Raw genomic sequence first — 20,603 nt, 5'->3', positions numbered from 1 at the left:
TTTCTCTAGTATTAGCTTATTGTTGGCTGTTCCCGCTGCTGGCAATATTGCCTAACAGCGGGACTGCTTACCTATAGGTGCACCATGCTGTTTTGGATTGCTGTTCCAATTCCGGTGGCGATTGACGGTAGGAAAATCACCACCAGGAAAACAATTAGTGGCATGGTCTTGGGACGGGACTTAATCAGGGCGATTAATCCCAGGATGAATGCCACCAAGTTCAAGATTGAAGCCAATCCCAAGAGAATAAGTCGCTTGGTGTCGGCAGCTTGAGCTGCGGCGACATCAAGGTTACTGAGGGCAGTGGCCCCTGCTTTCCCAGCCAGGAAAAATCCCAAGATGATGAGCAAGGAGGCCACAATGGTCAGGCATAAAGCCGCAATTGCCATATTCTTCTTTACGATCGGTACATCCGGACTTACTAGGTTTGGGTTTGTAACCGGGGGTTGGCCAGTCATGATAGCTCCTTACGATCGGGGTGAAACTTGTTCTGGGTGCAGTTTTTCTTCTTTGAAAACCTGCATTTTTAAAGTAACAAGCAGAATTTTGGTAATTAACACCCAAAAGGGTGAAAACTTTGAGCAAATGCTAATAACTTTCCCGGGTTATCCGGTCTCGAGAAGGTTGTCTACATAAAGGGCAGATATTGGTAGGGGAGCAGCTGGGATAGTTCTAAGCGTGCTTCTTGACACGGGCGCGTGCCCGGCTGATCAGTAGAACTATTAGGAATAAGACCCCATCGGTAAATGCCATCATCGCCGAGGTGGCAAGGTTGAAATGCCAAGCGGTAATAAAACCGATAATTGCGCTGATTACCGAAATGATAAGGGTGAAAGCAAATATTTTCGGGAGAGAATTAGAAAGTAGAATCGCAGTGGCGGCTGGGGTTACCAGTAGGGCAATCACAAGAATGGCGCCCGCAGTAGAAAAAGCCACCACAATAGTTAAGGCCACCAGAACCATGAATATAGTTTCCACCGTGCGGATGGGGAACCCGATGACTCGGGCTGATTCTCTATCGAAAGTCACAAGCTGCATAACTTTATAGGTGAGCAGTAAAAATAGTGCGTTCGCTAAGAAAATTATCAGCAGCATCCACATGGCGCGCGGACCAAAATCATAATTGCTGATTATCAACCTTTCGGTTTCTAAAGCCAGCAGGTTCAGGTCGCCGGTCAGTACCGTATCCTCGCAGATATGTACATGTGCCAGCGCAGTGGACAGTAAAATTACTCCGCCCGAAAATAGCAGGGGGAAGATAACTCCTTGACTGGCATCCTTAGGTAGTAAACCGGTGGATTGGAGATAGTTAGCTCCCAAAACTACGATCAACCCAAAACCAGCGGCAAGAACCACCATTATCGGAGAATAAGTGGATCCAGAAAGCAACGCTCCCAGCACGATTCCGGGTAGGACTGCGTGGCTCATGGCGTCCACCAGCATGGATTGACGGCGCAACACCAAGAAGGTGCCGGGCAGGGCGCAAGTTACCGAGGTAGTAATTGCTAGTAATAAGGCTGCAAGTACAAAACTCATTTCAGATTAACCTCGGGGTCTAGCTGGGACTTGTGACTTAATGTTCCGGCTGATTGGACAACTGCGGAGGGAGTGCCGCCTTCCTCCGCTTTTGTCGGTGAGAAACACAGATGGTTAGCTATTGCCGCAGGATTAGTAGGCTGTTCTTTCCAGGAATTACCCTGAGCGAGGGAGGCGTTATCTTCCTGTTCGTGCTTTAAATTTTGGATATGCCGGCGGCGGCGATACCGGTAAGCCAGCAAAGAGCGGTGCGGAGAGAAAACTAAAGAAATAGCTAGAACCAGCGAAAGGATGACTACGATTACCGGTCCAGTAGGCACCTTACCGATGGATACTGCCAGATAAGAACCAAAACCGCCGCTAAGTGCGCCTATTGCTCCAGCTAGTAGGAATAACACCGGTAGATGATCGGTCCACTGCCGGGCGGCAGCTGCGGGGATAATAGCAAAAGCAACCATCAATACTACCCCTACAGATTTAACCCCAATCACGATACCTACGGTGGTGCACAAGGTGACAATGGCGATCAAAAGGTTACCGGAAAAGCCAGCTGCCTGGGCGCCTACGGGGTCAAAAGCAAAGAGCGCGATCTCCTTCCAGAAAATCGCGACGATCAATAGAGCGGTAAAACCTAGGATAGCAACGGTGAACACATCGATTTGACGCATAGTGGCGGCATTGCCGAACAGGTATTGTGCAATACCAGAGCGTCCGGAGAAATGGGAAAAGGATAATAGCCTCAAGGCCACCATGCCGCCGCCATAATAGATGGCCAGAGAAATCGCCATGGCGGCTTCCACTCCCACTTTGGATTTTTCTGCAATTAGATTGGTGGTGGCAACAGCCAGCAAGCCGGAAATTGTGGCTCCAATCGTCAAAACCAGTATCGATTGTCCATCTGCGCCCATTAGCGAAGCAATTACGAAGGCTCCCACAATCCCGGCAATAGAACTATGTCCAATAACGTCAGAAACTAGGGATTGTTTACGCACGTATAGTAGGGATCCGAGGGTTCCGGCGAAGAAACCCACCAGGATTGCTCCCGCGGTCATCACCCGAAAACTGTAGGTTCCCCAAAAATCACTTAGAGAGATTAGTTCCTGGGGGAAAAGGATAGAGAGGTTGGTGAGGGCGAGCTTCATGCCAGCGCTCCCTCGATTCCGTATGCCTGGGAAATGTTCTTAGCGGTAAAGGTAGTGTCTAGGGGGCCGGAAGCCACCAAGTTTCCTTCGCGAAGCAGCAATACTGAGGAACAAAACTCTCTTACAGTAGCTAAATCATGGTGTACCAGGAGTACGGTTTTCCCTGAGCTAGCTAGAGAACGCAGTACCTGTAAAATCGTCTTTTCGGACTTCATATCAACCCCAGCGAAGGGTTCGTCCATAACTAATAGATCAGCATCGGCGGCCAGGGCGCGCGCCACGAAGGTGCGTTGTTTTTGTCCTCCGGAAAGCTCAGAAATCTGGCGGTTTGCGAGATCGGAGATATCTAGTTGTTCCATAGCTGCTTGCGCCGCCTGATGCTCTTTTCTCCCCGGGCGGCGCAGCCATCCTAAGTGGGTATAGGTTCCCATTAACACCACGTCTTTTACTCGTGCGGGAAAATCCCAATCAATTGAGGCAGACTGGGGCATATAGGCAATGCACTTGCGTACCCGGCTTAAGTTTTTCCCAAAGAATTCAGCTTTCCCGCTGACCCGGGGAATCAGTTCCAGCATCGCTTTGATCAAAGTAGATTTTCCTGCTCCATTAGGGCCAAGAATCGCCATGATTTCTCCGCTGGGGACGGTAAAACTCACCCCAGAGAGGGCAAGACGATCTCGGTAGGCGGCGCTGATGTTTTCCACCACGCAAGGGGGAGTGCTCACTGGTACGCTGGCAGTCTTTTCTCGGGAGTCTTCTGGGGAAGAAGTGTTTTTGGAAGTCATGGAGTTAATACCTTTAACGAAGATAACTGAATGATTTGGGAAGAAAGAGGATGGGCGCTAGGAAACTTGGAGACGGCGAAACCTAGCGCCCATCCTGGCACTCAGATCGCGTTCTCTATGAGAGTGCCTTTACAATAGCTTCCACATTGTGCTGGAAAGCTCCCAGATAGGTGTTGGTGGAGGCTTTCTCGCCAAGGGTGTCTGCATAGAGCTCGGTGTCGGAGAGTTTAACTTCCCAACCTTTGGACTTCACCATTTCTTGGAGGTGCTTTACTACTTCCGGGCTCTTGAGGTTGTCATAGAAGATAACCGGAACTTTTTTGCTAGCAATAGTGTTTGCCAGTTCTTCCAGCTGTACCGCAGAGATTTCCGATTCGGAAGAGACCATATCGGTAGCCATAATGTCTAGTCCGTAGGTGCGTCCCAGGTAGTTGAAGGCGTCGTGACCGGTTACCAGAGTGCGGCGATCGGCAGGAATTTTTTCAAATGCAGCTTTGGCCTTTTCATGCATGGCCTGAATCTTGGCGTTATATTCTTTGCTGTTCTTGAGGTATTTGTCAGCGTTAGCTTTATCTAGTTTCGCGATTTTTTCGGCGGTAGCGGTTACCGCGTATTGCCATCCGATCGGGTCATTCCACACGTGGGGGTCGTGACCTTCGATCTTGCCATCTTCTTCCCAGTCCAGCAGCATTTTTTTCGGAATGGCTTCTGCGGCGGGCAAGGATTTATCTCCCAGACCATCGAACTGGCCCATCATTTTGTGTTCCATGTCGTGACTGGTCCAAACCACCAGGTCCGCTTTTTGGATTTTTTCAGTGTCTTTGGTGGTGAGTTCTTGAGTGTGGGGATCGCCTCCGGGGGCTACCAGGGTAGTAATCTCGGCGTCGGGGGCTATGTTTTTCACCGCGTCGGCGAGGTAACCGGTGGTGGCAACAATTTTTAGCTTTCCATTAGCTCCATCCGCATTATCGGCGGCACCATCTTTGGCGCAACCTCCCAGGGAAGCTGCCAGTGCCAGGGCGCAGATACCGGAGACTACGGCTTTCAGTTTCATGTATCCTCATCTTTCATATTATTCGGTCACCCGAAATATTAGTTTAGGTTAGGTGAACCTGATAATAAAGATAGTTATCAATTGGAAAAAAGAAAACTGACGTTTGTCCTATAGGGGGTGCTTGCTGTGTTGACCTGTATAAAATCCCTACTCTATGAGGTTTTTCATAAACTAGGGGCTGCTGGTGAATCTCGGGTGTGGAGTGAATAGTTGGAGGGTGTAAATTTAGGGGATCCTGAGTTAATAATTAATTTTGTCGGACTTTCCTATGTGGGAAAGTCCGACAAAATCTTTGCTGGGTGATTAGATTTCTTGGTAACTTCTCTAAGGTCCCGCGCTAGTTATGTAACCGCGCGAATGCCCATTAGAGCCTGACTAACCGCTAGTCATTGGCGCGTTGCTGCAGCAGATGTAAACGTCGATGTAGCGGGTGGCTGGCGAAAATTGAGGCGGCTGTAACCGCCAAACCAGCCAGCAATAACAGGCTCATTTGGGCTACGGAATTCTCTGGAGTTTGCCCGGTGTGTTCCTTTAGCATTTGCACCATCGGCATGGCTGTTGCTAGTCCCAAAATAGCTCCTCCCAGCACGGATGCCGCTAGGGGGCCCAGGGTTTCTAGCCACATCGAGCGCAGTTCGAAGCCGCGCGGGGCGCCCATTCTTGCCAAAGCCCGGGACTGCTCAGCATTCTCAATCACCGTTGCCGCTTGAGTAATCAACATGGCGCAGGCGCAAAGCGCGAAACTGACCGCCAAGGTAATCATGGTGCCAGTTTGGAAATCCCAGCGAGTGGCAGCAGCAAAATCGTTGACCAGATTATCGGAACTCTCACCATTAACCAGCACTGGCGACATAGCCACGAAACCCGCGATAAAAGCTAGGAACCCCATACCGCTGACGCGCCGCCAAGTAGTTTTGGGATCGGCAACTATCCGCCGAGAAGCCAGTACCATTGCAGGAATCGGAACCTTGGCTAGTATCCGGGCGTTCAGCTGCAATAGATAGGGGCCTAGTAAGTTAAAGGCCAAAATAACTACCAGGATACTGCCGGAGACTATCGCTATCGTCCAGGTTTTTGATAGCCCTACGGTTGCCTGACTGACTATGAAAGCGGCGGAAAAAATAGCTACCGCAGCTACCAGGCGCCAAATTCGCAGTGAGGGCTGACTCGCCCGGCGGGTTACTCCCAAGGGAGAAACTCTTACCTGCTGCATTCCCCACCAGGCAGAAATCTGTCCCAGCAAGATAATTACTGCTAGCACGATCAACAGCAGCCACCAGGGCAGCAGCATTTCCTTAACCGTTATATATTTGGCTTCTATTTCAAGAAAAGTCCAGGCAGGAAGGGTTGCGAAATAAAGAGCAGTACCGATCAGGGAACCGATAACCGCTTGGATCAGCGCATCTAGCAGGGTCATCTTGGTGACCTCCGCAGAGGACACACCCAGCAGGCGCAAGGAGGATAAACGCTTTTCGCGTCCTCGTGCCCCCAATACTGCCGCCTTGGTGGCGAGTGAGCTTAAAGATGGGATTATTAGAGCGCAGGCCAAAATGGCTAAGAGGAAATAAAACTTTAGAACGATTTCGAAACTCGCATCGGCTTCAAGTAACTGGGCAGCGATTCCCGTGGGGGTCTTCCATCGGTTATAGAACATGTAGGTGCCGCCAGCAACCGTTAACGCCAGCGCGGCACACACCGTATAGGCCAGGATAGATGCTAAATAAAGTAGGGATTCTCCCTGGTGAGAGCTAAAACGGGCTTTGGTGAGATGTAAAGTTAACCAGTTTAGGTTTTGTGCGCGTGAGGAGGTAGCTGGACTGGCTATGTTAGTGCTCGACATTTACGCCCTCCTAGACTGTGGCGCTAGCGTGCGATCAGAGTGGATTTGACCGTCCCGAATCTCGATTAAACGTGAACACCAATGTGCAACGTTAATGTCATGGGTTACCAGTACTAATGCTGCTCCGCAGCGCTGCACTTCCCGGGGTAAAGTATCCATCATTTCATATCCGGTAGCTTGATCGAGGGCGCCAGAAGGTTCATCCGCAAAAACTACCTTCGGGTTGCCGATGAGGGCGCGGGCGATAGCTACCCGCTGTGCCTGTCCGCCAGACATATTTCCGGGACGCCGCTTTTTCAGCTCAGAAAGTCCCAGTTGGGAGAGCAGTTGATCGGCGCGCTTTAAAGCTTTTGGCAGCAGAGTTCCGGTCAATACTAGGGGGAGTGCCACGTTTTCGCGGGCGGGCAGCTCGGGGATGAGTTGCCCGTCTTGGAACACAAACCCGAACTGGCCAAGCCGCAGCCGGGAGCGCTTCACATCTTTTTGCGCCGCGATATCCTCGCCCCGGAATAAGACCTTTCCGGATTCGGGAACGAGGACGCCGGACAGACAATGCAGCAGGGTCGATTTTCCTGACCCCGACGGCCCCATGATTGCCACCGACTCGCCCTCGTGAATTTGTAGAGAAACCCCGCAGAGAGCGCGAACGTTTCCAAAACTTTTAGTGATGTTATCGGTGCTCAGCACCTATTTTTCGTCATATTGATTCATACCCTCTATTTCAGTGCGTCTACCGGGCACAGGGAACAGTGCGGAAACTGATTTTTAGGTATTGCTAAAAACTACCCGGAGGTAGAGCTGCCACTACCTAAAGGGGAGGGCGCGCCCTCTGAAAGCTCCCCTCAGGGATTGATGCCTTCCCCGATAACGACCTGATTCCCTTTGAAAGAATGGGAGCCCCGAAAGATTGGCGAAGTAACCCATTTTGGGCAGTTGAATAAGAAGCTGAGTCTACGTCCTTAGAAGATAGCGAAGAAACCAATAGTTTGTAGGGCTCTCTCTGGGTATCGTGGAAATATGAAGTTCGGTATGCGAAAACCTAGTCCTAAGCGTTCCTACAAGGCAGCGACCTCAGGCAGAGCTAAAAGAGCCGCTAAGCGCGCAGTTAATCCCCTATATGGCAAGAAGGGTATGGGATTTTTGAAAGATCCGTCGCGCGCGGTCAAGAACGCTATCTATAGGCGCACCACCTTCGGTTGGCGCGACCTCTTTAAGTAGCTTGTAGCTTGCTGCTCAAAGCGTCGGGCGTTACTGCTCATAAACTCTCTAAACTCGGGCGGTGATTTTGATGGTTCCGCCGCATGAGAAGTTTCTTTTAATTTGTGCTGACGGTTATTTATGTTCTGCGTACAAAACCCTTTAGAGGCGGGAAGTGGCTAGCTTTATCTACAAACCAGTTAGATTCTGATGCTTTTAATCTCTATTCATGTGGAGGTTATTTTCGAGAGCAAACTGGTAGATATCTCTTGTTAGTGCTTGTGAATGCCAGCGGACAAACCTTCCAGAGGAGCTTTGACGCATGGCTTGCAACGCAAAAGTTCTAGCACCTTGTAATATTTTCGGATATTTTTGGCAGATTCTTTTTAAGTCACCGCTGTTAAACACTACTTGGTCGGCGGACGTTGAGTCGTAGTTTATTCGGTCAACAAAGAACCCTCGGGTATTACGCTTCCAAGGTGTCAATAGGGAGAGCAGCCTGCTATGCGAAAACGTTCCGACAGGAGTATTGAGACAGGAAAGTCCCGAGGCCTCCCTTCTCGGGAAGAAAAGAAGTTCCAGAGTCCCGGTAATTAGTGTTGCCCAACGACCTCCTGCAGTACTCGGATAATCTGAAATCGTCCAATATCGTCCTTCAAGCTTGATAGCTTCGGGAACCAGATTTGTTAAAGCAAAAACCAAATCGGCGAGTATGAGATCTCGGAATTCATCAGGAACCTGTTTTAGAAACTTCGAGGATTCATTTCCCAAAGAAGGTAATTTTTCTTTGATGCCGCACAAATCGTATGGACCATCCCCAAGTACCCAAGAATGTTGTTCCTCCACCGGTATCGCTTTATCCAGTGTTGACGGTTGATTGTGACCTAAGTTCAGAGCACGATTCCGCAAAGGCTTACCAGATTCCCGAAATCTGCGAATTTCGCTATTTTCTATTCTGGTCAAGTCCAAGTCTTGGGGTACAGGCATGAACCATAACTTCTCTATGTCATCCCAAGCTTCATGATGATTGGTATGACCATGCCGGTGCTGAGCAAAACGCGTCACTACATTCTGTGCTTGACCGACATAAAACTCACCGTTGAAAAACTGGAGGATATAGATACCTCGGCGTTGTTTTGGAATCAACGCGGAAATTGACTCCAATTGGGAGACATTAAAACGCAGATACTTGAGGTTTGCTTTAGCGGGATTTGTGCCACTAGAAGAGGTCATCGTGTGATCCGGTTCGGGTTAGTACCAGAAGTAGCTCGCTTCGTTCGACACGGTATATCAGTAACCAATCTCCCTCGAGGTGAATTTCGCGGTACCCCTTCCACTGTCCCTGCAGTGCGTGGTCACGATAGCGGGTTCGTAACTCGTCGCGATCCTGAGCCATTAGGGCTGCAACTGCGTGTGCCAGCTTCGACGGATTGTAATGCTTTTTGAACAGTGCTTTCGCGTCGCGTTTGAACTGGGAGGTGCGAAAGACTCTAGTCAGCTTCATTAAGATCTGCCATTAACGCAGCGACACTATCAAAGGAAGCTCCGGTGCGGGATTCGGCTTCAGCGCGAGCAAGTAGGTTGGCCGAATTTTCCCGGCGCGGCGTGAACGGAATACCGTTGCTGGCAATTGACTGCCTCAGAAACATGTTAATTGCAGTGCTCATATCTAACCCCAGGTCGCGGAACAGCTCCGCTGCCTGTGTCTTGGTCTGGTCATCAGTTCGGAACGATATATTAGCCACCAGAAGTACCCTCTTTCACGCAATTACCTCTACTATGTACCTACAATAGCATTAATTATGTATGAAATTAATGGCTTTGAAAATATCTTTACTGCCTGAATGCTCCCGATAGAGGGCTAATAAAGTGGGTGACTTGCTGCCAGATTAGCATTCAAGTAAACCGGGTAGTTGCATCTGCGGTGCCTACCCTTCCTCACTCCGGTTACAAGCATTCAAGCGCGCTTGGCGCTTGTGCTTGCACCTCCGTTCAGAGCGGGTGTTCGGTCGCTGTGCTCCCTGCAACTCTAGCGAATGTTAAAAAGGGGTATATGTGGTGAGTTTCAGATGCGCTGATATAGGTCTGTCGGCTTTGGAAAGAAATGGCATAAACTTCCTAAAGAGGTCTGTTAATTTACAGCCACTCGTTTGCGCGATGTAGGGGGTGTGATGGATAAGGTTCCAAACGAGAAAGAGGTTAATCTCCAAGCTGATACTGGGCAGGTGCTGATTTACCAAAACCCTGATAGCCCCGCTGATATTGAGGTGTATCTTGAAGGGGAAACGGTGTGGCTAACTCAAGCACAGATGGCAGAGTTGTTTCAGTCCTCAAAATCCAATCTCAGTGAGCACATAAAGCATATCTTCGAAGAGGGTGAACTGGACGAAGATTCAGTTGTTCGGAAATTCCGAACAACTGCCGCTGACGGTAAACGCTACTTGGTGACCCACTACAACCTAGACATGATTATTTCGTTGGGCTACCGGGTGAAATCGAAGACGGCAACGCAGTTTCGTAAGTGGGCAACCGAGCGGCTGAAAGAGTATTTGATAAAGGGTTTTGCTCTTGATGATCAGCGGTTGAAAAACTTTGGTGGCGGCTCCTATTGGCGTGAGCTGTTGGAGCGCATTCGTGACATTCGTTCTTCAGAAAAGGTCATGTACCGGCAAGTTCTTGACCTATATGCCACGAGTATTGACTATGACCCGCGTAGTGCTGAGTCAATTGCATTTTTTAAGATGGTGCAAAACAAACTCCATTACGCCACGCATGGGCACACGGCTGCTGAGGTAATCTATGAGCGTGCTGATGCCAGTCAACCATTCATGGGACTGACTACTTTCAAAGGTGACTTGCCGGTATTGGCTGAGGTAAAAATCGCGAAGAATTACCTGAGTGAAAATGAGCTTAAAATCTTGAACCGCTTGGTGTCTGGTTATTTTGATTTCGCTGAAGTCCAGGCGATGAGTCATAATCCTATGCGCATGGTCGATTTTATCGAACATCTGGACAAAATCTTGACTGCTACCGGCAAACCTATTCTTTCTGGTGCTGGGAAGATTAGTCACCGGAAAGCTGTGGATAAAGCAATCAGCGAGTACCGCAAATTCCAAACTCATACTCTATCTCCAGTCGAGAAAGACTATCTCAAAGCAATCAAAGGGATTGAGGGTGAAGCAAAACAAGCGTCTACGAAGGCGATTAACTAGTGGCATGTGAACTAAATCCTGATGTAATGACTGCCCGGCTCCTAGTCGAGATAAATGTGGGTTAATACCCATCACGGACAGGGTTTGGGGCTAATGTCCACTGGGTATTATCTCGAATCAAATCAGCAGGGACAATCCCTGCTGGTCAACTGTGAGCGGGTAGTAGCACCTGCGGTGCCTACCCTTCTTCGCTCGGATCAGAAATGTGAAAGCAAGCTTTCACATTCACGATCCTCACTCAGAGCGGGTGACGAGAATCGAACTCGCCTCTACAGCTTGGGAAGCTGTCGTTCTACCGATGAACTACACCCGCGTTGGCATCTAGCTGCCTTTAGAGTATAACCAGTAGCGGCGCTCCACTCAAAACGAGCGGTTAAAGTAAGAATAAAGACCGGAAACGATGAGTTAAGCGGCAAGCTTGGGCTTATCAACCCTAGGGAGGAATGAATGACTTTCGTAGTAGCGCTAGCGGCCATCTGCGGTAACAAGCTATTATGTGCGCAGCGTTCCTACCCGAAAAAACTACGGGGCAAATGGGAACTGCCCGGCGGGAAAGTGCGCGAGGGCGAGGAACCGGTAGCGGCCTTAGTGCGGGAAATAAAAGAGGAACTAGATTGGGTGATTTCTCCTTCGCAGCTGGGGGAAATCTTGCCCGGCCCGCTACCGGCAGGGAATTGGCCGCTACTAAAAGGCGCGCAAATGCGGGTGATGATTTATCATCCCCGCGAACTACCGATGATACAACCAGGGGATTCCCATCTCAGCTTACAGTGGAGCCCGGCAGAAAAAGTAACGCAGCTAGACTGGCTAGAACCCGACTTACCTATCGCCGAAGCGTTAAGTCGTGTCCTAAAATAACCAGCCTAGCTGCGTCCTCAAAATAGATAACAAGCCCGCGGAGCTAAAACCCCAGCTAGCCTAGCGTTAGCTATCTTTTAGCCCCATGGCCTCAAACAACAGGTAGATTGGGTGAACAGCGGGCTTGCCGCCGCCCTTTTCCAATTGCCAACGGCAAGTCTCGGTGTCTGAAACCACCAGGTCAGAGTTGGTGCTCTTAATCTTGTCAAAAGCGGTCTTACCTACTGCCTGTGCAATGTCATATTTTTCCCGCTTCAAACCGTAGGTGCCCGCGATCCCGCAACAGGTGGCCCCCGATTCGTGAACCGTAAGCCCCGGAATCTTATCCAGCAGCTGCTTACCTGGGGTGCCAATCCCCGTGGATTTGAGCTGACAAGGCGCGTGATAGGTAACCGTGAGGTTAATCGGCTCCAGATTATCCAGATCCAGTTCGCCGCGATCATACAGATCCAGCAGGAACTCGGACATATCCCAGATACGCCGCGATACCTGCGTGAGCTCCTCGTCTTGGACTCCCAGAATCTCGCGCGCCTCATGTTTGACCATGCCCACGCAAGAACCAGATGATCCCACGATAGTCAGGTCATCCCCGGGGACATTCAAATCATGTGCCAGTTTGCGAATCAGTTTCTTTGACCCGTCATAGAGACCGTTAGACTGTTGCGCTAATCCACAACAACCATGAGGCGGTACCAGTACCTCGTATCCCAGGTGCTCGAGAATCTGCACTGAGCGAATAGAGGTAGTAGTTTCAAAGAATTCACCCGCGCAACCGTGGAAGAACACGATCTTGCCCTTAGTGGGAGCCGGAGCGGTACGGGTATGCTTCTTGAACCATTTTTCAAAACTGAACCCGTCAGCCACCGGCATCGGTGCTTCATGGTGAATTCCGAAAGTCTTCTCCACAATCTGACGAATCGGTTTTTGCCGGAGCGCCCAGTTCGCCAGCGGTGCCACCGGGGTCATCGCCTTGCCCATAAACATGGTGTTGGATATGAGCACGTCGCGCAGCGGGCGACCATTTTGCTGCTTCATCGCGGCGCGAGCAACGTTGTTGAGTTCTGCAACCTTCACGCCCTGCGGACACACTAGAGTACAAGTCCCGCAGCTGGAGCAGTAATCAATAGTGTGATCAACCGACATTCCCTTCCGGAAACGCTCCGCCTGCGGCCCCACGTATTTCGGCCCCGGGAAAAGGGGAGTGACCGCTGCTACCGGGCATTGAGTTTCACAAATCGTGCATTTGACGCAAGCATCCAAGCTGGCGCGCATTAACGGATTAAACTCGGGTTTATTACGTAAATCCTTAGTCATTGGTATCCCCCAAAATCGTCTCACAAGCCCTAAAAGCGGAAGCTAAAGCAATGCCGTCACCGGACTTTTCCCGCCAACGAGTAGCTCCCGCTAGCAATCCGCCAGCGGCATAAAGGTTCTGATATAGCGGATTCCCGGAGGCATCCAGTACCCGCATCTGGGAATCGACCTCAACCCCTACTTCGAACAGGGGCTGGTCTGGTCCCCAATAGTCTTCGTGAACCAGCGGTCCCTCCGGGATTGCGAGCGGTAAATTAAAGGCTCGTTCGGTTACGTTCCAGTAAGAATCCACATGCAACGTACCGGATTCAAAGCCGCCACCAGCGTAGATGAAGTGCTTGGCCTTAATGGTGCTCTCCGAGCCGGCGGAATCAAAGGTCACGGATTCAACCCGGCCATCACTAACGTTTAACCCCGTCACTTCACTGCCGATAATGTAGCGTACTCCCAGGTCTCGCACCATTTGGGTGAGAGCCTCATTGATACGCATCCCCGGAATCGAGGGCGGAAGAATCGGGATTTCAAATACCTCATGTCCCAGGCGGCGAGAGATATCCTTCCAAGCGCCCCGATCTTTCAATCCCAACACCGCGGGGAAACCAACTACCTCCCCGTCTTTCAAATAGCGTTTAACCTGGTCACAGAATTTAGCGCGGAAATCTTCAGTGTCGAGGGCGCGCGCGAAGTTCAAACCGGAAGTGTCGGTTTCGCCCGGGCGTACCGGGATATCTATCCAGATATGGCGAGCCGAAACTTTACCTCCGCCGGGAATCTCTTCCTTCTCTAAATTCTCGGCTACCAGTTGGGGATAAAAGTCCTTGAGGCGGCGCAGTCCCACGATTACGTACTTCTTTCCGTCCGCGGGAGCACCCGCCAGCATCGACGGTTGGGGGAGGCAGGTGGGACGCCAAGCACCCAGGCAGGTTGGTAGGAATACGTTCTTTTCTGGGCTGCCGGCCAGCAGTTCTGCCCCTAGCTGCTCTTTCAGCCAGTTAGCAGAATCGGCCACTGCCTGAGAGCCCAGTTTCCCGTAAGGGTGGGACTGGGGTAACTTTTCGATCGCCTCGAGAGGATTATCTTCCCGCTCCGAACTGTATCCATACAGGTCAATCGTGCCTTGACCGAGCTGGATGCCTCCTATCCCTTTGGTTATTAAATCAACTTCCCGCCCCGCCTTAAGCAGCCGAAGCGCGGCGCTAAGACCGGAAAGGCCAGCCCCGATTACTACTACGTCTCTCACGCTAGTGCCTCCTTTACGGCTTCACGTTCCTGTTTATCGCGTTCTTGCTCGACTGGATTGAGGGCAACCTCGCTCAGTTGGCCTTTGCCGGGTGCATGCTCCAAGTCGAAAATGCCCTGCATAATCCAGTTATCGAGGGCGGCTTCGCGGGCAGATTCTCCGAAAAGAATCGGTTTAATCCCAATCCAACGATTCTTCATAAATAGGGAAATCATATTGGTTGCCCGCTCAACCGAGGCGGCTCGCTGGTCATTAACGATGCCGGCGCAACGCATGGAGCAGAATCCGCCTTGGCACGGCCCCATCCCAATGCGCAGTTGACGGCGCAGATCATCGAGAGAAGCGTTCGGGAATTCTTGAATGGTTTCTTCTACCATTCGCCGCGACACCAGTTCGCATTCGCAAATAATCTGATCCTTATTCCACTCTTTTTCCCGTGCCTGCAAGCGGTCAGTCAGCCGATGCTGCCGGGAGTTCTCTTGCCCGGGAACCGCTTCCTGGGCGGTGCGACAAGCACGCTCATCCTTCATAATGTCGCACATAATGTTTACGGCACGTTCGGCCATCAAGCGGCAGGTAGTTAGTTTTCCGCCCGCCACGGTAAGCATGCCCTTGACCCCGTCGCGTTCCTCGTGATCCATAACTGACATACCGCGGGACATATGGCGCGAATCCGTAGCTGCTACCCGGTTGTCTTTAACCAGCGGGCGAGCCCCTACCCATACGTGCAGAGGACGAGAATGACGGAACCCTGGCAGGAGAGCATCCCCTGCGTCTAACATTTGCTGGACTTCTTGGTCTTTTATCTGTAGGAAGTCAGCGCTGGGTGCCACCTGGTCGGTGGTGCCAATAATCGCGACCTGATGGGCAGGAACAATCAAGTCTCCATCTGAGGGATAGATACAACGATTAATTACATGCTGGCAGATGCGGTGATTCATAGCGATCATAATCCCGGCACCGGGAACCACGTTCACATCATGGCAACCGGCCAAAGCGGCGATTTCACCAGCCCAAGGACCACCACAATTAATGATGAACTTACAGTCAATACGGACTTCTTCCCCGCCGTTCTTGTGATCCTCGCAAGTGACAGCGCTGACTGCTCCATTGGTGACTTCAATACCGGTAACCCAGTGGTAGGGGAGGATTTCTGCTCCATACTCTTTAGCAGAGTGGGCAAATCCCCAAACCATTTTCCAGCCATCAATAGTGGCGTCTTGTACCGCAAAAGCTCGCTTCAGCTTGGGATCTAGACGAGACTCGCGCTTAAGCGCTTCAGCCGCCGAAATTTCGTAGGCCGGAACTTTGGTTTTATTAGCGCACTCCAGGAAAATATCCGCGTGCTCTTCGCTATCTTTTGAGGTAGTAACAAACAGTCCGCCGGTATCTTCAATGGCATGGGGAACGATTTTACGTAAAATATCGTTCTCTTCTGCACATTCAGTTGCGGATTCGGGATCCGATTTTACGTAGCGTCCTCCCGAATGTAGTAATCCGTGGAACCTAGCAGTGGTACCTTGGGCTAAATCCACCCGATCTACCAGTGCGGCTTTGAATCCGCGCATGGCAACGTCGCGTACTACGGCGCTGCCGGTGGCTCCACCACCAATCACCACCACATCGACTTCTAGTTTTCTCACCCTTTGCCTCCAGAATCGAACGCAGCCTCGCTGCCGCGCGTCAATAACTGCCCCAGAATCTGTTCCTGTGGCTCTTTTTTAGATTATCGCTCACGCTCAATTCTCGTGTGGATAGTGGGGAGTTTGCACATATTCGCGCTTCGTTTTTTTATAAATACACGTCCTCTCATAAGCTGAAAGGCTTTTAGCTGCAATTAGTTCCCTCGACGGGTTTGCACAGATTTGCAACGATAGCTGGCAACGGAGAATCCCCCGTGCTGAGCAATCATGGAAGTAATAGCGGAAGTTTGGTTACTGGATCTGTGCCGAGCGGCGCGTGCCGGCTGCGCTAGACTGGGGGCATGCTTTTATCTGACCGTGACATTGCCAAACTGTGTGCCAGCGGGGACATTGAGATTGATCCTTACGACCCGCAGATGATTCAGCCGGCCTCTATCGATGTGCGCCTGGATCGTTACTTCCGACTTTTTGATAACCATAAATATTCGGTGATCGATCCGGCTTTACCGCAAGATGACTTAACTCACCTGGTAGATGTGGGTCAGAGCGCGCCTTTCGTATTGCATCCCGGAGAGTTCGTGTTGGGATCGACCCTGGAACGGGTGCGACTAGCAGAGAATCTGGCTGCCCGTCTAGAAGGCAAATCTTCTCTGGGCCGCCTGGGATTGCTTACTCATTCCACTGCCGGTTTTATTGACCCCGGTTTTAACGGTCACGTCACCTTGGAGCTATCGAATACTGCCACTATGCCGATCCTGCTCTACCCGGGCATGAAAATTGGTCAGTTATGTTTCTTCCAATTATCGTCCTCAGCCGAAAAACCCTATGGTTCTATGGAGAGAGGATCCCGCTACCAGGGTCAACGCGGCCCCACCGCCTCCCGTTCCTATCTGCGCTTTACTTGTAGTGAAGTGCCGGAGATGGAAGACGTGCAGTGAGCGAGAGCCCGCTTACTGATACCTCGACCTTCGCGCGAATAGAAACCGGAAAAATTCGCGCAGTCAGAATAACCGCGGAAGGATTAGAGCCACAAAAACAAGCGGCCGCTATTAACCCGGGAGCATCCTATATGCGCTCTCAGGGACTGCTGCCAGCTAGCGAGTTTACCCAAGCCGGTTGCCCACAGCTGGTAGTTTTCCCTGCAGAAGTTACCCCGAACGAAGTAGAAGCACTAGCCGTTTCCCTTTGGGAGGACGCGACTTGGCTCGCTCCCGGCAGGTTACGTCTAAGCGGGCAGGCAGAACTTGTCGGTCCCTTTCAAGTCAACCAGTCAGTCCGTGAAAACCTAAAGCTACCTGCATATAGTGAAGTTGCCTTCCGTCTGGATTGTCCGCGGATGCGCGCCGGGCAGCTAGCGGAAGAATTGCGCGGAAGTGACCTGCTTAGTGACGCTTTTGCGGCGAGTGAACCCATCGGGGTGGAATTTGAAGTACTTAGCGGCTTATTGGCTATCTGCCGGCGCCTCGGGGGGAGCCTGCGGGTAGGTGCAGGTAGTAGCGCCAAAGATGCTCCGGCTCAGATCCTTTCCCCCGACCCGGACTCAGCGGTCAATCTAGCGGTGTATTCGCCCTATTGGATAGAAAAAACCAGTATTCAAGAACTTCTAAAGCCAGTATTGGGAGAGTTAAGTCTAGATCCAGGAGCCCCCGAACGCCCTAGTCGTTCTCAGCGGCGCCTGGAGCGGGAAGCCGAGTCTTTAGTTAGTGCCCAACTAGGAAAAGAGAAACTGGACTGGATAGCGGCAGAGGCGGCCGCCTTTGATAAAGAGATGGGCAGTCAACTAGCCAATAGTGATGCTTACGCCCTTTACGGCTCGCTAGGGATGGGGGCAGATTTTTTCCTCGGGGTGGAAGCAAGTTTGCAGGTGCCGTCGGCGTTACGGTTTCATCCCTATTCAGGGAAACCGTTTGCTATCTACCAGATGCAATGGCTAGAGCAGCCCCCAGGGAATCGGCGTCTTAACCGGGTAGAACGGGTCGCACGGATGAAAGTGACTCATGCGTTTGAGGACGCTGCCCGCCTATTAGCGGAAGTCGCTGAGGGAACCGTAGTAGACGAAGACTCGTTCTTAGTTACCTGGAACTAGCATATTTTTGCCGCTAGCTACTTTCAAGGACTTCTAGCCAACAGCTGCAGTCACTCACCTTGAGAAAACAGCTATCTATTTTGCTAGCTAGTTTTTTCTAGCGGTGACTAGAATTTAAGGGTAAACGCGGGGTGTAAGGAGAAAGATGAATCGTACAAGCCAGGCAGCGAGGCCCGAACGATCCTTAGAGGTCTTGCAAGTCTTATCCGGACTGTTGATGGTGTTGTTTGTGGCAGTAATGTCAGTAACTATCATCGGGACTGCGCTACCAACTATGATGTCGGCACTGCATGGCACCGAATCTCAATACACCTGGATAGTAACTGCCATGATGCTGGCCTCCACGCTAGCAACCCCGGTTTCGGGAAAACTGGCAGATATGTATGACTCGAAGAAACTCTTGATGGGGGCAATCGGGCTGTTTACTTTAGGATCTCTGCTTTCGGGGGCGGTTACCGAGGCTTGGCAACTGATCTTCACCCGCATTGTGCAGGGGATAGGCATGGGGGCGATCATGTCACTCACCCAAGTAGTTATGGCTTTGATTATTCCCCCGCGCGAACGCGGACGCTATAACGGTTATATTGGGGCAGTCATGGCCATCTCCAATATCTCTGGCCCGTTGGTTGGAGGGTTTATTGTGGCCACGCCCTGGTTAGGGTGGCGCTGGTGTCTGTGGGTTTCGGTTCCGTTTTCCCTGGCTGCAATGGCGGTGCTTTGGCGTTTCTTGAAAGTTCCGGCTGCGCAAATCTCGAAACCACGTATCGATTTTGTGGGGACTGGTCTGGTAACTGCGGCGGTATCAGCATCTTTGATTTGGCTCTCCCTAGCTGGAAAAACCTTCGCTTTCGCCTCCTGGCAAACCGCAGTAATGCTGGCTTTAGCGGTACTATTCCTGGTGGCCTTCGTGCTTTGGGAGCTGCATTTTCCAGAACCGGTGATACCGATGTGGATGTTTACCAAGCGCACCACCCTGCTGGCAATCCTAGGGTCAATCTCGGTAGGAACTGCGCTTAATGCCCCGCCGCTGTTCTTCACCCAGTTCTTCCAAATCGCTAAAGGTATGAATCCGGCACTCGCGGGGATGGCGTTGCTTCCGGGTATGGTCGGCACCTTTATCGCCTCCACTTTAATCGGGTTATTGGTTTCGCGAATAGGACGCTGGAAACGGTTTGTGGTCGGTGGTTTCGTAGTAATGTGTGTGGGGATTCTCTTTATCACTCTGATTGATAAAAACACCCCCTACTGGTTTATTGCCCTAGGTATGTTCCTGTTGGGAGCTGGGCAAGGTGCCAGTATGCAAAACCTGGTGTTAGCGGTACAAAACGGAGTGAAACTGCGCGATATGGGGGCGGCTACCTCTACGGTTACCTTTTGCCGGTCTATGGGAGGGGCAATTGGGATACAAATTTGCGGTTTCGTGTTCACTTGGGAGATTGCGCGTGCGGTCAGCTCTGCGATGGCGAAACTAGGAGATAAGGGTGCCGCCATGGCAGACCTATCTACCTTGGAACTGGATAAACTGCCAGCTGCGCAACAACAGGTGGTTCGGGATGCCTATGCGGGCGCTCTCGGAGATATTTTTGTACCGCTGCTGGTACTTTCCCTGATCGGCTTGGTTTGCGTCTGCCTGATGAAAGGCAGTGAGCTGATTTCGGAATATGCCGAGCATGAAGCCCAAAAGCATCAGGCAACGGAACGGGAACGCGAATTGGTGCGCCGCGCCCTCGAAAAGGATCAAGTTAGCCAGGAGCTCGCACAGCTTAAGCAGAAAAAGGATTCAGCTAAGACCGAGGATACTTCCCCGGCTAAGGGCGAAGAACAGGATCATACCGGAGAGAGTAAATAGGATTTGGGAACAGACAATGCCCACCTAGGGTAGGTTAGTAGTAACTATCAAGTGGAAAGGCAAACCATGGATATTGGCTGGAAAGTAGCAAGCGCCGCGAGCTTAGCGGGTGCAGGATTGATCGCGAACTTGGCTATTAACACCGGTTGGAAACTAGTTACCGGACACAAACCTCCGCAAGACGGGGAGGAAGCGGCGCAGTCCTCGCTACTAGAGGTAGTGCTTTTTGCCGCTATTTCAGGAGTGGCGGTCACACTTATCCAGCGTGCCGCAATGCGTCGTACTAATAGCTGGTACGGGGGGCGTCACAAAGACGTCCTTGACCTAGGTAACTAACTTTTCTAGGACACGTTTTCCCGGTTCGAGCCGCTGGTGTAGAAGCAACGGATTCACCGTTGATAGGCTTGAGGAGACCGTAACGACAGGGGAGCCAAATAGGCTGAGAGTGTCCAGGTGGACAGACCCTCGCACCTGAACCAGGTAATGCTGGCGCAGGAAGTCGAGTCTCTTACTTGCGGAGGATGGAAGGTCGGCTCCCACTGCCAATATCGCAGGCACCTGCTATCCAGCGGTTGAATATGGGGCGGTACTCAAGGGGGCAAAGAACGCCGCTGGCGCAGAAAAGGTGTTGAACTGGCTTTACAGCGAAGAAGGACAGAGCGCCATTATGAATGAAAACATTACCTACCCCATTGACGAGCAGGTAAAACTAGATCCGAAGCTTCAGAAGTTTGCGCCCCGACCCGAAAATGACAAACAACTAGATCCAGCCCGGATTGAGCAAAACCGCGGCGAGTGGATTCGCCAGGTGCAGGCGGTAATAGGATAACCCCTCGATGAGCCCTAC

The 20,603-nt window shown here is 51.4% G+C and carries 21 protein-coding genes, 1 tRNA gene and 1 riboswitch; of the genes, 8 read left to right on the top strand and 14 right to left on the bottom strand.

Features of this window, described 5'->3' with window-relative positions; genetic code table 11:
* Positions 1 to 71: 71 nt before the first annotated feature.
* From E6072_RS06710 to E6072_RS06680, 7 genes are all read right to left on the bottom strand, one after another.
* Complete coding sequence (locus E6072_RS06710) at positions 72 to 458, bottom strand: hypothetical protein (RefSeq protein WP_316694629.1); 387 nt, start codon at positions 456 to 458, stop codon at positions 72 to 74.
* Positions 459 to 672: 214 nt separating this feature from the next.
* On the bottom strand, positions 673 to 1,536 hold the full coding sequence (locus E6072_RS06705; protein ID WP_316694627.1) for a metal ABC transporter permease: 864 nt from the start codon (positions 1,534 to 1,536) through the stop codon (positions 673 to 675).
* Positions 1,533 to 2,678, bottom strand: coding sequence for a metal ABC transporter permease (locus tag E6072_RS06700; RefSeq protein ID WP_316694625.1), 1,146 nt, complete (start codon positions 2,676 to 2,678; stop codon positions 1,533 to 1,535). The genes E6072_RS06705 and E6072_RS06700 overlap by 4 nt, the downstream gene beginning before the upstream one ends.
* A complete protein-coding gene (locus E6072_RS06695; RefSeq protein ID WP_316694623.1) occupies positions 2,675 to 3,463 on the bottom strand; it encodes a metal ABC transporter ATP-binding protein in 789 nt (262 codons plus the stop codon). Before E6072_RS06695 ends, E6072_RS06700 begins: the two co-directional genes overlap by 4 nt.
* 115 nt (positions 3,464 to 3,578) lie before the next feature.
* The gene (locus E6072_RS06690; protein ID WP_316694621.1) at positions 3,579 to 4,517 is read right to left on the bottom strand and encodes a metal ABC transporter substrate-binding protein; all 939 of its coding nucleotides are present in this window, start codon (positions 4,515 to 4,517) and stop codon (positions 3,579 to 3,581) included.
* Between the two features lie 382 nt (positions 4,518 to 4,899).
* Positions 4,900 to 6,357 carry an FtsX-like permease family protein gene (locus E6072_RS06685; protein WP_316694619.1) on the bottom strand — a complete coding sequence of 486 codons (1,458 nt, stop codon included), beginning with the start codon at positions 6,355 to 6,357 and terminating at the stop codon, positions 4,900 to 4,902.
* A complete protein-coding gene (locus tag E6072_RS06680) occupies positions 6,358 to 7,044 on the bottom strand; it encodes an ABC transporter ATP-binding protein (RefSeq protein WP_316694617.1) in 687 nt (228 codons plus the stop codon). It lies immediately after the preceding gene.
* 330 nt (positions 7,045 to 7,374) lie between these two features.
* On the opposite strand from E6072_RS06680, the gene E6072_RS06675 reads away from it, so the two are divergent.
* Positions 7,375 to 7,575, top strand: a complete 201-nt coding sequence (locus tag E6072_RS06675) for a hypothetical protein (RefSeq protein WP_316098878.1) — start codon at positions 7,375 to 7,377, stop codon at positions 7,573 to 7,575.
* A gap of 195 nt (positions 7,576 to 7,770) precedes the next feature.
* On the opposite strand, the gene E6072_RS06670 is transcribed toward E6072_RS06675, so the two are convergent.
* The 3 genes from E6072_RS06670 to E6072_RS06660 are packed head-to-tail and all read right to left on the bottom strand — an operon-like array spanning position 7,771 to position 9,299.
* Positions 7,771 to 8,787: a GIY-YIG nuclease family protein gene (locus E6072_RS06670; RefSeq protein ID WP_316694614.1), complete on the bottom strand. Its 1,017-nt coding sequence runs from the start codon at positions 8,785 to 8,787 to the stop codon at positions 7,771 to 7,773.
* Entirely contained in the window at positions 8,774 to 9,058 is a 285-nt protein-coding gene (locus E6072_RS06665; protein ID WP_316694612.1) for a type II toxin-antitoxin system YafQ family toxin, read from the bottom strand. Before E6072_RS06665 ends, E6072_RS06670 begins: the two co-directional genes overlap by 14 nt.
* Positions 9,045 to 9,299, bottom strand: a complete 255-nt coding sequence (locus E6072_RS06660) for a type II toxin-antitoxin system RelB/DinJ family antitoxin (RefSeq protein ID WP_316694611.1) — start codon at positions 9,297 to 9,299, stop codon at positions 9,045 to 9,047. The genes E6072_RS06665 and E6072_RS06660 overlap by 14 nt, the downstream gene beginning before the upstream one ends.
* Positions 9,300 to 9,725: 426 nt before the next feature.
* Between E6072_RS06660 and E6072_RS06655 the strand changes: the two genes are divergently transcribed.
* The gene (locus E6072_RS06655) at positions 9,726 to 10,766 is read left to right on the top strand and encodes a virulence RhuM family protein (RefSeq protein WP_316694610.1); all 1,041 of its coding nucleotides are present in this window, start codon (positions 9,726 to 9,728) and stop codon (positions 10,764 to 10,766) included.
* A 242-nt stretch (positions 10,767 to 11,008) separates the two neighbouring features.
* Here E6072_RS06655 and E6072_RS06650 read toward each other — a convergent pair.
* A tRNA-Gly gene (locus tag E6072_RS06650) sits at positions 11,009 to 11,079 on the bottom strand.
* Positions 11,080 to 11,213: 134 nt separating this feature from the next.
* Between E6072_RS06650 and E6072_RS06645 the strand changes: the two genes are divergently transcribed.
* The gene (locus E6072_RS06645) at positions 11,214 to 11,624 is read left to right on the top strand and encodes an NUDIX domain-containing protein (RefSeq protein WP_316694609.1); all 411 of its coding nucleotides are present in this window, start codon (positions 11,214 to 11,216) and stop codon (positions 11,622 to 11,624) included.
* 66 nt (positions 11,625 to 11,690) lie between these two features.
* Here the strand turns inward: E6072_RS06645 and E6072_RS06640 are convergent, their stop codons facing one another.
* Genes E6072_RS06640 through glpA form a run of 3 tightly spaced genes read right to left on the bottom strand, consistent with a single transcriptional unit; the run spans position 11,691 to position 15,821 of the window.
* Positions 11,691 to 12,938 carry an anaerobic glycerol-3-phosphate dehydrogenase subunit C gene (locus E6072_RS06640; protein ID WP_316694608.1) on the bottom strand — a complete coding sequence of 416 codons (1,248 nt, stop codon included), beginning with the start codon at positions 12,936 to 12,938 and terminating at the stop codon, positions 11,691 to 11,693.
* Entirely contained in the window at positions 12,931 to 14,178 is a 1,248-nt protein-coding gene (glpB, locus tag E6072_RS06635) for a glycerol-3-phosphate dehydrogenase subunit GlpB (RefSeq protein WP_316694607.1), read from the bottom strand. Before glpB ends, E6072_RS06640 begins: the two co-directional genes overlap by 8 nt.
* On the bottom strand, positions 14,175 to 15,821 hold the full coding sequence (gene glpA, locus E6072_RS06630; protein WP_316694605.1) for an anaerobic glycerol-3-phosphate dehydrogenase subunit GlpA: 1,647 nt from the start codon (positions 15,819 to 15,821) through the stop codon (positions 14,175 to 14,177). The genes glpB and glpA overlap by 4 nt, the downstream gene beginning before the upstream one ends.
* A 341-nt stretch (positions 15,822 to 16,162) precedes the next feature.
* Here glpA and dcd point away from each other — a divergent pair, with 341 nt between their 5' ends.
* The 5 genes from dcd to E6072_RS06605 all read left to right on the top strand — a co-directional run bounded on the left by dcd (position 16,163) and on the right by E6072_RS06605 (position 20,585).
* Complete coding sequence (gene dcd, locus E6072_RS06625) at positions 16,163 to 16,759, top strand: dCTP deaminase (protein WP_316694604.1); 597 nt, start codon at positions 16,163 to 16,165, stop codon at positions 16,757 to 16,759.
* Positions 16,756 to 17,907, top strand: coding sequence for a hypothetical protein (locus tag E6072_RS06620; RefSeq protein ID WP_316694603.1), 1,152 nt, complete (start codon positions 16,756 to 16,758; stop codon positions 17,905 to 17,907). Before dcd ends, E6072_RS06620 begins: the two co-directional genes overlap by 4 nt.
* Positions 17,908 to 18,052: 145 nt before the next feature.
* On the top strand, positions 18,053 to 19,756 hold the full coding sequence (locus E6072_RS06615) for an MDR family MFS transporter (protein ID WP_316694601.1): 1,704 nt from the start codon (positions 18,053 to 18,055) through the stop codon (positions 19,754 to 19,756).
* Positions 19,757 to 19,807: 51 nt separating this feature from the next.
* Complete coding sequence (locus E6072_RS06610; protein WP_316694600.1) at positions 19,808 to 20,092, top strand: DUF4235 domain-containing protein; 285 nt, start codon at positions 19,808 to 19,810, stop codon at positions 20,090 to 20,092.
* A gap of 77 nt (positions 20,093 to 20,169) precedes the next feature.
* Positions 20,170 to 20,271, top strand: a riboswitch (TPP riboswitch).
* A 152-nt stretch (positions 20,272 to 20,423) separates the two neighbouring features.
* Complete coding sequence (locus tag E6072_RS06605) at positions 20,424 to 20,585, top strand: hypothetical protein (RefSeq protein WP_316694598.1); 162 nt, start codon at positions 20,424 to 20,426, stop codon at positions 20,583 to 20,585.
* Positions 20,586 to 20,603 lie beyond the last annotated feature (18 nt).

This window comes from Varibaculum cambriense (assembly GCF_032557235.1).
Taxonomy (GTDB): domain Bacteria; phylum Actinomycetota; class Actinomycetes; order Actinomycetales; family Actinomycetaceae; genus Varibaculum; species Varibaculum cambriense_C.
This window is presented reverse-complemented; position numbering and strand designations above follow the sequence as displayed.